Below are 12,669 nucleotides of genomic sequence, written 5' to 3'. Positions count from 1 at the left end.
AGGCGATCTCAACACTCAAAGATCACCTACCTAATGTGGAAACACGTGTAGCTGCGGTGTTCCGTCGCAATACCGCCATTGAGCCCAAGGGTGATACCGTCATCGAAGCCGACGATGAGGTGTTCTTTATTGCGGGTCGTGAGCACATTCACACCGTGATGAGTGAGTTGCGTCGTGCGGAAGACTCATACAAACGAGTCATCATTGCTGGTGGCGGTAACATCGGTTACCGGCTCGCTAAAGCGCTGGAGAAACGCTACCGGCTGAAAATAATCGAGCACAACCCTGAGCGTGCGCGCTACCTGAGTGAAAATCTCGACCGCACCGTTGTCCTGCATGGCAGTGGTACGGATAAAAGCCTGCTCGAAGAAGAGAATATTGAGAATACCGACGTCTTCTGTGCCCTGACCAACGATGACGAGGTGAATATCATGGCCTCGCTGTTGGCGAAGCGCCATGGCGCCCGTAAAGTGATGACCCTGATTAACAAAGCGGCCTACGTGGATCTGGTGCAGGGCGGCATGATTGACGTGGCGATCTCACCACAACAGGCAACCATCGGCAGCCTGCTGACGCATGTTCGTCGGGGCGATGTGGTTAATGTTCACAGCCTGCGCCGTGGCGCTGCTGAAGCCATCGAGGCTATCGCTCACGGTGACAGCATGTCATCTAAGGTGGTCGGGCGTCGTGTGGGTGAAATTAAATTACCGCCGGGCACGACAATCGGTGCCATCGTTCGCGGCGATGACGTCATTATGGGACGCTCTGATGTCGTGGTTGAATCGGATGATCACGTCATTCTGTTTGTGATGGATAAACGCCACATCGCCGATGTGGAACGACTCTTCCAGGTGGGCTTGGGCTTCTTCTGATATGCACTTTACTGTGATTGCCCGGGTACTGGGCATCTTCCTGATGTTGTTCAGCCTGACCATGCTGCCGCCTATGGTTGTATCCATGTGGTACGACGATGGCGCTACCGAAGCCTTCAGCGTCGCTATGTCTCTCGTTCTTGGGATCGGCTTCTTCAGCTGGTTGCCATTTCGCGGTGTTAAAAAAGAACTCAAAACCAGAGACGGATTTATCGTCGCAGCCTTGTTCTGGCTGACGCTGGGTCTGGCAGGCACATTACCTTTTATGCTCGCCGAAAACCCCGGCCTGAGCTTTGCCGATGCCTTTTTCGAATCCCTCTCGGGCTGGACAACCACCGGTGCGACGGTGATGACGGGCCTCGAATATCTGCCGAAATCGATCCTCTGGTATCGTCAGCAACTGCAGTGGCTGGGCGGCATGGGGATTATCGTTCTGGCCGTGGCTATTCTGCCGATGCTCGGTATTGGTGGCATGCAGCTGTTCCGCGCTGAAATGCCGGGCCCTCTGAAAGACTCGAAACTTACTCCGCGTATCACTGAGACTGCGAAAGCGCTCTGGTACATCTACCTGTCGCTGACCATTGCCTGCGCACTGGCTTACTGGCTCGCGGGTATGAACACCTTTGATGCCATCGCGCACAGCTTCTCGACGGTCGGTATCGGGGGCTTCTCAACCTATGACGCGTCCATGGGGCACTTCGACAGCGCACTGATCGAAGCCATTGCCATGTTCTTTATGCTGGTGGCGGCACTTAATTTCTCGCTGCATTTCTATGCCTGGCGGTACAAAACCGTGCGCCATTACTTCGTTGATTCCGAAGTGAAGTTCTTTCTGTTCGTCATGTTTGGTGGTGCATTACTGACCGTCATTGCACTCTGGATGACGGATACCTATGACTTTGGTGGCGCGGTTCGCTACGGCTTATTCGAGCTGGTGTCGGTTGCCACGACGGCTGGCTTCGGCACTGCTGACTTCTCGGTCTGGCCGGTATTCCTGCCTGTACTGCTCTTTATGATGGCATTCATCGGTGGCTGTGCGGGTTCGACCGGTGGTGGCATGAAAGCCATTCGTATCCTGTTGGTATTCAAACAGGGCCTGCGCGAGATTCATCGACTGATTCACCCCAATGCCATCATTCCGGTTAAGCTCGGCAAGCAACCGGTAGCCGACCGGATTCTGGAATCGGTCTGGGGATTCTTCGCGCTCTATGTGGTCACCTTTATGGTGATGATGCTGGCTTTGATGGCGACCGGGCTGGATCAGGTCACCGCGTTCTCAGCCGTTGGCTCCTGCCTCAATAACCTCGGCCCGGGGCTTGGCGAGGTCTCTGCGCACTACGGTAATATCTCCGATACCGCTAAGTGGATTCTGGCCCTGACCATGCTGCTCGGGCGTCTGGAGATTTTCACTTTACTGGTTCTGATTACCCCGAGTTTCTGGCGGAGTTGATGTTGAAAGTTAGGGACAGGGATATGCCTTCTAAGATCAGGTTGCAACGTGTCAGTGATCAGCGTTTGTTCATTGCAATCGCTGCTGTCGTTCCCTTGTTCTTTATCACTTTAGCTTATGTTGAACAGGGCTGGAGTTTGTTTGACCCGAAAGGACAGATTTGCATAGCTGTGTCAGCTCTCCTTTTGACCGCCTACTGGTGGCTACCTTCAGGCTTCTTCCCGAAATCACACAGGGAATCGATTGAGGTTGATCAAAAGAGCCTCCAGATTGTGCGCGGAAAACAGGTATGGAGAGGGAATTTTAGTGATTGGCAGGCGTTCAAGGTTGAAATGGTTGTCAGTCAGCTCGGTTATAACTGTTGCTTGATTTTCTACGGACGTGAGGGGAAGGAATTCAGCTTCTACTTCCGTAACTTTATGGCATCAGAGATTGAAAGGTTTCTGAAGGACACTCCTCTCCGTAAATGGCAATGAATTGATAAGCTAAACCCAATTTTCTACTCGTAGACCAGGAACCCGTTGAAACTCACGCTCGTTATTGGTCACAACGATAAGACCGAGAGAGCGGGCATGCCCTGCGATCATTTGATCGTACGGGCCGATAGGACATCCACTACGAGCAAGTTCAGCCCGGATCTGCCCGACGTGCTGCGCAGCGTGCGCGCCAAAGTCCAGAACTTCCAGTCGGCTCGCAAACGATTCGACAACTTTCAGATTACGCTCGGGATTGGTAGATTTTTCCGCACCGTATAACAATTCCATCAGGGTGATAGAGGATATTGCCATCTGCCCATCGTGTGCATTGAATCTTTCCCGGACCTGCTCAGGTTTGTTTTTAATTGTGTAGATCACGATATTAGTATCGAGCAGATACTTTATCATCAGAAGTCCTCTCGCGATTGCTCCCTCGGTTGTTCACGCTCAGACATAAAGTCATCCGTAGCGCGCAAACCTTCAAACCAACTATCCCAGCTCTCACCAACTGGAGTGATGATGCGTGCGTTTCCGACAGAAAAGATATTCACCTTTTTCACATCGTCCGCAAACTCAAGAGCTCTAGGAATTCTTATCGCTTGATTCTTGTTGTTCGAGAATATGGATGCTTCTGCCATAAAACTAGCCTCACTATACAGAAGGTTGGTTCAGTTAATATGATATTCGATTCAGTATATGTCAACAGCATATACCTGGTGGGATTGATGCTCCGCTGACTAGCGAACGCTGCCGCTGCCTTTAGGAGCGCGGGGTATTTGGTTCAGACGAAGCTTCACCAGGGCATACCCAAACAGATACAGGGTCGCGATCAGAAGTGCGGCGGCAGTACCCAGCTGCAGTCCAAGTAAGGGATAAATCTGAGTGACCGAGACGACGTAAATCACCATAGACACCAGACCCTCAGGGTACTGTTTGACTGTTGCGGCGACAACGGGCGCACCGTAGCTTAGTTGCAATACGATGAGTGTCGGGAAAAAACTAACCGGAAACGCTGCCAATAAGCCCGCCTGTGAGGGGGAAAGCCAGTGCGCCAGCGCGGTAATCCCGAGTACGCTGATGGTAGCCATGACCGCACGGAACAGAATCGCTGGTGCCGGACGTTGCCAGAGGTTGTCGCTGTTCAGTGCGACTTTGGCGTCAGGTACAGACCGGAGAAGCCGGCTTGCTGCGGCGATAAGAGTCAGCATAATCAGCGCGTTCTGCCACCAGTTGGCGTTCCAGTATTGTAGCGGCGCAACCGTCGTCAGAAATGCGCTGAGCGCCAGCAGTGCAGGGATCAATACGTGTCTTGGCCGGTGCCAGCGACGGCTTGCGTATAAGTAGCTGATGGCCAGTGCCAGGCTGCCTGTCAGTCCAATCAGAGTATGTGTCGCGCCTTCCGCTGCGAAATCAGAGCCCAGTTCAAACCCCATAAAGTAGAGAGTGATAGCACTACCCAGCGGGAAGCCGGCCAGTACGCCCGCCCAGGCGGGGCCATAGCGCCGTGCGACAACGGCCAGCATAACGACCGTTAGAAACGTAACCAGTATCTTCGTGAGTAAGAGCAGCAAAAGGAGAACCTCAGACGTAATTCCGCGATGATAGCTGACGCTCAGAGTAGTGTCAGGTGAAGATCAATACAGTAAAACGGGCCATATAGAGGTGTTTGTTATCTTATCGGGTCACTTTGGCGCACCCTGACTAAACTCGCTGGCGAGGCCGTTTAACGGGGCATATTCTGGTTCCTGCAACAGTAGCCAGAGGGATGCGGTACTGGCTTATTCTCGCGAACGACGCAGGGATAAGAACAATGATAATAAAACCAACCGTAAGTCTGGTGGCACTCCTGCTACCAATGTCAGCACTGGCTGAACTGCAATCTCTTGACGAATATGCCATGAGTACAGTTTCCGGGCAGTCCGGGATCAGTATTGAAATGGAAGCTCAGATGGATATCGGTGAAATCATTTATACCGATGAGGGCTCTCTCGCAATTACTGAGGTCTTTCTTGGTGGTGCTGACCGTGATGATCTGTTTGTCGAAGGTTATACCGCAGCCAATGGCGGTACCCCTTTTATTCAGAATGTGTCCTCGCTTCTCGATGACCTGAAGTTGGATATCGATATCTCAGCAGAGGGCGAATTGTCGCTTAAATTTTTCCCGGTTGGTTTTGCCGCACCTGTGGATTTCAGCATCCGTACAGAAGCCTGGGAAATACGCGATGCCGATGGTGCTCCCAAATTTACTCTGATTGATAACTTTAAGATGGACGGCATCTTTACCCAGTTATGGGCCAAAATTGGGTACGACGATGAACTCGGAACAGATCGTCTGAATCTGGAAATGATGATCGGCATCGATGATCTCGACTTTGATATGCCGGCACTTGGTCTGGCGATACGTGACTTCCGCATGACCCGCTCTGACTACGACGACAACCCTAATCTATTGAGTGCCAACGCGCAGATTGAGGCAGATATATACAGCGGCCAGAACTCCCAGGGCGGTGGTGCACTCGCAATCGATAATATCGGGATGAATGCGGATATCACTGTTGGGTCCATTCAGGTAGGTGGACGCTCAATCGGTTCAATGAAAGTCGATAACCTCAATATGGTTGGCGGCAGTCTGAAAATTTACGGCCACTGAAACCCTCCACTCAGTGGGTTTTGCCAGCTTACCAGGGGCGGTAAGCTGGCTTTTTTGTGTCTGGCCCTCTGTCTCTTCTTAGTTGCGAGTTGCCCCACTGATCAAGCTCTGTACAATGCCGGCTTTTCCGCCTGAGTTCTTCGGGTGCGTGTCTTAATAGTAAGTGAGCAGTTACTTATGTTGAATACTCTGAAGCGCGAGTGGTTTTCAAACGTTCGCGGCGATCTCTTGTCGGGCACGGTCGTTGCTCTGGCTTTGATTCCTGAGGCCATTGCCTTTTCTATTATCGCCGGAGTCGACCCGAAGGTCGGCCTTTACGCGTCTTTCTGTATCGCGGTTATCATCGCCATTGTGGGTGGTCGTCCGGGCATGATCTCGGCAGCAACGGGTGCAATGGCGCTGCTGATGGTGACCTTGGTAAAAGAGCACGGTCTGCAGTATCTGCTCGCGGCCTCGCTACTCTGTGGTGTGATTCAGATAGGGGCGGGCTTCTTAAAACTCGGAGACCTGATGCGTTTCGTGTCGCGGTCTGTGGTGACAGGTTTTGTGAATGCACTGGCGATCCTCATCTTTATGGCGCAATTGCCTGAGCTGACGAACGTGACCTGGCATGTATACGCCATGACCGCCGCAGGTCTGGGTATCATCTACCTGTTCCCTTATGTGCCTAAAGTAGGCAGTTGGCTCCCGTCGCCGCTGGTGTGCATTCTTACCATGACAGCCGTTGCGATCTACTTTGGAATCGATGTACGTACCGTGGCTGACATGGGTGAATTGCCGGATACCTTGCCTATTTTCCTCTGGCCAGACGTACCGCTGACGCTGGAAACTCTGTGGATTATTCTGCCGTACTCGGCTGCTCTGGCGGCCGTTGGTTTGCTGGAGTCGATGATGACAGCCACCATCGTTGACGAACTCACCGATACCGACAGTGATAAAAACCGCGAATGTAAGGGGCAGGGTGTGGCTAACATCGGTTCTTCCTTGCTGGGCGGCATGGCAGGTTGCGCAATGATCGGTCAGTCGATCATTAACGTGAAATCCGGAGGACGTGGTCGATTATCCACCTTTGTTGCGGGTCTGTTCCTGTTGATTATGGTGGTCTTCCTTGATGAGTGGATCGGTCAGATTCCGATGGCCGCATTGGTTGCTGTGATGATCATGGTGTCGATTGGCACTTTCTCCTGGGAGTCGGTGATCAACCTTAAGAAACACCCGTTATCCACCAATATTGTGATGCTGGCCACAGTCTCTGTGGTTGTTGCGACGCACAACCTTGCACTGGGTGTACTCGTTGGCGTCCTGCTGGCATCCTTGTTCTTTGCTAACAAGATTGGCCGTTTCATGGTCGTGAAAAGCGAGCAGGATGCACCGGGCGAACGCACCTATAAGGTGATTGGCCAGGTGTTCTTTGCGTCGTCGGATGCGTTCAGTAAGTCATTCGATTTCCGCGAAGCGGCTTCTAAAGTCACTATTGATCTGACGCATGCCCATTTCTGGGATATTACGTCAGTATCTGCTCTGGATAAGGTGGTGATTAAGTTCCGCCGCGAGGGAGCAGAGGTCGAGCTGCTTGGAATGAATGAAGCCAGTGCCACGATTGTCGACCGTTTCGGTGTTCATGATAAGCCGGAAGAAGTCGAGAAAATGATGGCAGGTCACTAACAGGCCGCCATTAACAATCGGTGAGGTTCACGCGCTGGTTTCGCTGTCGAAAGAGAGTGAGAAGGAGTAACGATGAAACAGATTACGGCATGTATTGATGCCTCCCCGGGTGCAATGGCGGTGGTGGATGCCGCTTCCTGGGTCAGCCAGCGCCTGCAACAACCACTGACTCTGCTGCACACTCTTGAGAAGGTCGATAAGAATGCGGCTGACCTTAGTGGCAGCATTGGTTTTGGCAGCCGCGAGCATTTGCTGGAGCAGCTCACTGAGCTGGATGCTCAGCGTGCGAAGCTGGCGATTGAAAGTAGTCGTATCATGCTCGAGTCTGCAGAAAAGCGGGCGAAAGAGCACGGTGCTCAGGACTGCACTGTTCAGCAGCGTCACGGTCGTCTGTCGGAGGAAGTGCTGTCCCTCGTTGACGATACTCGTGTGCTGGTAATGGGACGTCAGGGGGAAGACCATCCGGACCCGACGGTTGCTACGCTGGGCAGTCAGTTGGAGACGGTACTCCGTTCAGTATCCTGTCCGGTGCTGATTACAACGGGCGTATCTTTTCGTACACCTACGCGCTTTATGGTGGCGTATGACGGCAGTGAAGCTGTCGAACGTGCGTTAGATGCGTACGCTGACAGCCCACTTCTGAAAGAAGCAGAGTGTCATCTGGTCATGGTCAACCACACCGATGCAGAGCATGTCGCTAAGTTTACGACTGCACAGCAACGATTGGAGAAAGCTGGCTTTAACGTGGTGACTCGTAAATGCGAGGGCGATGTCCTGTCGATTCTCAATGACTATCAGTTTCGTCATCAGATCGATCTGATTGTGATGGGCGCCTACGGCCACTCGCGTATCCGTCAGTTCTTCGTTGGTTCGCATACCCGCAATATGGTCAGCCACAGCAAAGTACCTATTCTGCTGCTGCGTTAACGTAGTCATGATAGAAGTGCTGCGCTGACAGAAAGAAAAGGGGCCATCGGCCCCTTTTTTATTTTGAGTCTTATCTGACAGCCTTCACTATCGACTGAGGCTCGCTTTGTTGTGACTTCGCCTGTGAAGCCAGAAGTAGAGCACAGGCACAACAAACAAGGTTAATGTGGTTGCCGAGATAATGCCGCCGATCACCACAGTGGCGAGTGGCCGTTGTACTTCTGCGCCAATACCCGTATTTAAAGCCATCGGTACGAAGCCAAGCCCCGCAACCAGAGCTGTCATCAATACCGGGCGCAAACGCATGGTCGCGCCCTGAATGACAGCGTCGCGCAAAGCGACGCCCTGATCACGCAGTTGGCGAATGAAGGTCAGCATGACGAGGCCGTTCAGTACCGAGATTCCGGACAGTGCGATAAAGCCCACGGCCGCTGAGATAGACATAGGCATTCCTCTCAACCACAGCAGGAATATTCCGCCGGTCAGGGCCAGTGGTACACCGCTGAAGATAATTAAGGCACCGCGCAGATTCCCGAACGCCGAGATCAGCACGAACAGGATAAGCGCCAGAGTGGCTGGTACCACCCAGCGCAGCCTTGCTTCGGCTGACTGGAGTTGCTCGAAAGTGCCGCCGTATTCCAGCCAGTAACCGCTGGGTAAACTCACCTCTGAGGCCGCTTTCTGCCGGACCTCTTTGACGAAACTGCCGAGATCACGACCACGCACATTGGCACTGACGACGATGCGACGCTTGCCGTTTTCGCGACTGATTTGTGCCGGAGCTGGCGCGAGAACGACATCCGCGACTTCGCTCAGAGGCACAAATCCGCCATCAGCGAGCGGTATAGGAAGCGCTTTGATCAGGTCTGCATTCTCGCGCAGAGGCTCGGGAAACCTGACGACCAGGGGAATGCGTTGGTCCCCACGATAGATCAGCCCCGCTTGCTGTCCGCCGACAGCCGTCGATAGCAGAGACTGAATATCATCGACCGTCAAACCATAGGCCGCCAATTTCTGGTGGTTTGGATGAAGTGTCAGCACGGGTAGCCCTGTGACCTGCTCGACCCGGACATCGGCGCTACCGTCCACTGAGTTAAGCAGGGCAGCAACCTCATTCGCTGCAGTAAGAAGCTGGCTCAGGTCATCACCGAACACTTTGACGCCAAGGTCGGCGCGTACTCCAGAGATCAGTTCGTTGAAGCGCATCTGGATGGGCTGAGTGAATTCATAGTTATTACCCGGGAGTTCCCGCACGCTGGCTTCAATCTGCTCTACCAGATCCGCTTTATGCCGCTCCGGGTCCGGCCATTGTGCCTTGGGCTTGAGGATGATGAAGGTATCCGCGACATTGGGCGGCATAGGGTCGGTCGCGATCTCCGGTGTGCCAAGCCGGGAGAAAACAGTCTTAACTTCAGGGAAGGTAAGAAGGCGCTCCTCAAGTAATACCTGCATATCTAACGACTGTTGTAGAGAGGTGCCGGGAATACGCAAGGCATGGAGTGCAATATCCCCTTCATCCAGCTGAGGAATGAATTCTGAACCGAGGCGAGTGCTGAGAATCACGGCGCCAACGATAAGCAGGGCGGCAGAGCCGATCAAGATCACAGGAGCCCGCAAGGCAGTGCGCAGAAGTCGCTCATAAAGTGACTGGTAGCCGTATCGCTTTGATTCGACAGACGACGCGCCAGATGGCTCGGTATGATGAACGCCTGTCCCGTTCCTCAGAAACACAGCGATAGCGGCAGGCACCAGCGTGATACTGATGATCATGGCGGAGAGCAGGGCGATCACCACGGTCGCTGCCATCGGATGAAACATCTTTCCTTCGATGCCGGTGAGGCTGAAGATGGGGATATACACCAGAGTGATGATGGCGACGCCGAACAGGCTGGGTTTCATCACCTCTGCGGTTGCTGAGTACACCAGTTCAAGACGCTCGCGCAAGGTCAGGGCTGACCCGCTGGCGCTCAGGCGCCTCACGCAGTTTTCGACGATGATGACAGCGCCATCAACGATCAGGCCGAAGTCCAGAGCGCCCAGACTCATGAGGTTGGCAGATACGCCGGCCTGAACCATGCCGGTGATTGTTGCCAGCATCGCCAGAGGGATAACCGCGGCGGTAATCAGTGCTGCACGCAGATTGCGCAACATGATGAACAAAACAAAAATAACCAACAAAGCGCCTTCAAGTAGGTTGGTCTGTACCGTCGCCAGCGTCTTGCCCACCAGGTCTGTGCGGTTGTAAACGACTTCGGTCGTCACGCCATCGGGGAGACTGGTTGCGATATCTTGCAGGCGGCGTTTAAGCGCTTCCGCAACCTCTTTCGGGTTTTCCCCCATCAGCATCATGGCACTGCCCAGTACGGTTTCTGAGCCACCGCGTGTCGCCGCGCCTGTGCGTAACTCTTCGCCCTGAGTGACCTCAGCAAGGTCCCGGATGCGCACAATGGCCGTACCGTTGCGAGCCACCACGGTATCGCGGATATCTTCTATCGACTTCAGTTGACCGACGGCTCTTACCAGCTGTTGTTCCCCATGGACTTCGATATAGCCTGCGCCACGATTGCTGTTGTTGCGCCTGATCGCGGAGACCAGCTGAGGCACCGTGATCTGGTGTTGCAGTAACAAGGCTGGGTCAGGGCGGATATGAATCTGCTCTTCGAAGCCACCGCTGGTATTGATCTCGGCGACGCCCGCAACCTGAGCCAGTTGCGGGCGTATTATCCAGTCCTGCACGGTACGCAAAGCCATTGCATCGTACGGGCTGCCATCCGGCTGACGAGCATCGCTGTCGGCCGTGACGGTATAACTGAAGATTTCACCCAGTCCGGTACTGATTGGCCCCATCACCGGCTTCAGACCTTCAGGTAGGGCGTCGCTGATTTGGCCCAGTCGCTGATCAATCAGATTTCGTGCGTGATAGATATCAGTGCCGTCTTTGAAGACGACCGTCACCTGTGACAGGCCGTAGCGCGATAAAGAGCGCGTATATTCGAGTTGTGGCAAGCCGTAGAGCGCAGTTTCTACCGGAAACGTCACCCGTTGCTCGGCTTCCAGAGGCGAGTATCCGGTAGCTTCCGTATTAATCTGAACCTGAACGTTGGTGATGTCCGGTACAGCATCAATGGGTAAATAGCGATAACTCCAGAGTCCGGCGGCAATCAGAACCAGGCTGGAGGCCAGCATCATGAAGCGTCGCTCCACTGCCAGCCGTATTATGGCATTCAGCATGTGACCTCCTTAGTGCTGATGGGCAGCACCGGATTTTCCGATGTCTGCTTTTATCAGGTAGCTGTTGTCGGTCACGTATTCTTCGCCCGGATTCAGCCCGGCCGTTATTTCGGTGAACTTCTCGTCACTGGCGCCGGTGGTAACCGGGCGTGCCTGGTACTCGCCGTCGTGATGTACAAACACCACGGTATTGCCTTCGTGGGTTTGCAGAGCACGATTCTCGACTCTTACCTGCGCGACGGTTTCGGCGGTTGTGATGTGAACAAGTGTCACCTCGCCCGGCGTCAGGTCGTCATGTGAGTTGGACACCTTAGCCCGCGCTCGCCAGTAGGGCCGGCCATGAGCGGGAGGGGCAATGGAATCGATCTGTGTCGAGATATTGTGGGCAGGCAGAGTTACTGGCTGTCCAGCTGCAACCTGAGTCCTTTGAGATGGGTGTACTGGGATTTCCAGCCAGAGCCCGGACAGGTCAACGATCACAAATAAGGGTTCGCTGCTCGCCAGGTTGCCTGACGCCGCATGGCTGTCGCTGATAACGCCTGAAATCGGTGATCTGACCTCATAGCGACTCAGGCTTTCATTGCTTTCGATGGTGGCCAGTGTTTGCCCTTTCTTAACGCTATCGCCGGGGGCGACCCGGACATCGGTAATCAGGCCGGGAAAGCGCCCGCTGAGCTGGATCTCCTGTTGAGGCGGTACTACCAGAGTCGCGAAGATGGGGAGTGTTTCGTTTACAGCACCAGACGATGCAACCGCCGTTATGATGCCGTTTGCGGTGGCCATCGCAGCAGAGATCTTCGTCGTCTCGCTACTATTATCATGCTCATGCTCATGCTCATGCTCTTGGTCATGACTATGCTGTTGTTCATGGCTATGCCCGTGGCCTTCTTCGTGCTCATGATCGCCAGATGCGTGTACTGTTAAAGACAGGCTAAGCAGCAGGCAGATAGCCAGAGAGTGTGGTCGATACATCATTGTGGGGTGTCCTGTGTTGTCTGGTTACTTACTGCCCGGGCGGTTAATTCTTCTATCAGGGTGCGGCTGATCAGAGCGGCGCTGGCACTGCTGATCAGCTGGCGCTCAGCCTCAATCAGTTCTTCCCGAGCGATATGCCAGTCCTGATAGCGGTAACGACCCTGGGCGTATCCCTGCCCGACCTCATCCATGGCTCGTTTAAGTAATGGGATGATTTTTTGTTGGTAGGTAATCACGCTGGCGGAGTGTTGCTGCAAGGCGCTCCAGGCGGTGTGAAGTCTTTGGGTTACTTCTCGTTTATGGGCCTGGTATTCATATTCACTCGCGACGGCACGCTGGCGGGCTGAAGTGGCTGCGGATGATCCGCGACGACCGCTGAAAAGAGGGATGCTGGCGGCCGCGCTCAGAGCCTCATCGCGACTC

The 12,669-nt window shown here is 53.9% G+C and carries 12 protein-coding genes; 6 read left to right on the top strand and 6 right to left on the bottom strand.

Translation table 11 applies throughout. The annotated features are described in order from the left end of the window. From trkA to B2067_RS04500, 3 genes are all read left to right on the top strand, one after another. Window positions 1-872 (top strand): Trk system potassium transporter TrkA (trkA, locus tag B2067_RS04510; protein WP_301387601.1); only part of this gene is annotated, 872 nt, incomplete at its 5' end. A gap of 1 nt (window position 873) precedes the next feature. After that, window positions 874-2,322, top strand: coding sequence for a TrkH family potassium uptake protein (locus B2067_RS04505; protein ID WP_068435081.1), 1,449 nt, complete (start codon window positions 874-876; stop codon window positions 2,320-2,322). A gap of 23 nt (window positions 2,323-2,345) precedes the next feature. Further along, entirely contained in the window at window positions 2,346-2,798 is a 453-nt protein-coding gene (locus B2067_RS04500) for a hypothetical protein (RefSeq protein ID WP_297533324.1), read from the top strand. A gap of 9 nt (window positions 2,799-2,807) precedes the next feature. Here B2067_RS04500 and vapC read toward each other — a convergent pair whose 3' ends face one another. The 3 genes from vapC to B2067_RS04485 form a co-directional block, all read right to left on the bottom strand. Then, window positions 2,808-3,206: a type II toxin-antitoxin system tRNA(fMet)-specific endonuclease VapC gene (gene vapC / locus B2067_RS04495; protein ID WP_297533325.1), complete on the bottom strand. Its 399-nt coding sequence runs from the start codon at window positions 3,204-3,206 to the stop codon at window positions 2,808-2,810. Continuing rightward, the gene (vapB, locus tag B2067_RS04490; RefSeq protein WP_297533326.1) at window positions 3,206-3,436 is read right to left on the bottom strand and encodes a type II toxin-antitoxin system VapB family antitoxin; all 231 of its coding nucleotides are present in this window, start codon (window positions 3,434-3,436) and stop codon (window positions 3,206-3,208) included. The genes vapC and vapB overlap by 1 nt, the downstream gene beginning before the upstream one ends. Before the next feature lie 99 nt (window positions 3,437-3,535). Continuing rightward, window positions 3,536-4,369: a hypothetical protein gene (locus B2067_RS04485; protein WP_297533327.1), complete on the bottom strand. Its 834-nt coding sequence runs from the start codon at window positions 4,367-4,369 to the stop codon at window positions 3,536-3,538. A 239-nt stretch (window positions 4,370-4,608) separates the two neighbouring features. Here B2067_RS04485 and B2067_RS04480 point away from each other — a divergent pair, with 239 nt between their 5' ends. The 3 genes from B2067_RS04480 (at window position 4,609) to B2067_RS04470 (ending at window position 8,040) form a co-directional block, all read left to right on the top strand. Continuing rightward, window positions 4,609-5,448, top strand: coding sequence for a DUF6160 family protein (locus B2067_RS04480; protein WP_076514467.1), 840 nt, complete (start codon window positions 4,609-4,611; stop codon window positions 5,446-5,448). 177 nt (window positions 5,449-5,625) lie between these two features. Further along, complete coding sequence (locus B2067_RS04475; protein ID WP_068435962.1) at window positions 5,626-7,113, top strand: SulP family inorganic anion transporter; 1,488 nt, start codon at window positions 5,626-5,628, stop codon at window positions 7,111-7,113. A gap of 72 nt (window positions 7,114-7,185) precedes the next feature. Continuing rightward, window positions 7,186-8,040 (top strand): universal stress protein, encoded by an 855-nt coding sequence (locus B2067_RS04470; RefSeq protein WP_301377869.1) that lies wholly within the window; start codon window positions 7,186-7,188, stop codon window positions 8,038-8,040. Window positions 8,041-8,127: 87 nt separating this feature from the next. Here B2067_RS04470 and B2067_RS04465 read toward each other — a convergent pair whose 3' ends face one another. The 3 genes from B2067_RS04465 to B2067_RS04455 all read right to left on the bottom strand — a co-directional run. Continuing rightward, window positions 8,128-11,271 carry an efflux RND transporter permease subunit gene (locus tag B2067_RS04465; protein ID WP_301377870.1) on the bottom strand — a complete coding sequence of 1,048 codons (3,144 nt, stop codon included), beginning with the start codon at window positions 11,269-11,271 and terminating at the stop codon, window positions 8,128-8,130. Window positions 11,272-11,280: 9 nt separating this feature from the next. Beyond that, window positions 11,281-12,246 carry an efflux RND transporter periplasmic adaptor subunit gene (locus B2067_RS04460; RefSeq protein WP_301387600.1) on the bottom strand — a complete coding sequence of 322 codons (966 nt, stop codon included), beginning with the start codon at window positions 12,244-12,246 and terminating at the stop codon, window positions 11,281-11,283. Continuing rightward, on the bottom strand, window positions 12,243-12,669 hold a 427-nt coding region (locus B2067_RS04455; RefSeq protein ID WP_301387598.1), incomplete at its 5' end, for a TolC family protein. The genes B2067_RS04455 and B2067_RS04460, both read right to left, overlap by 4 nt.

It is taken from the genome of Thalassolituus sp. UBA2590, assembly GCF_002339775.1.
In the GTDB taxonomy this organism is placed as follows: domain Bacteria; phylum Pseudomonadota; class Gammaproteobacteria; order Pseudomonadales; family Oceanobacteraceae; genus Thalassolituus.
The sequence above is the reverse complement of the archived record's forward strand: the minus strand, read 5'-3'. Positions and strand labels throughout refer to the sequence as shown.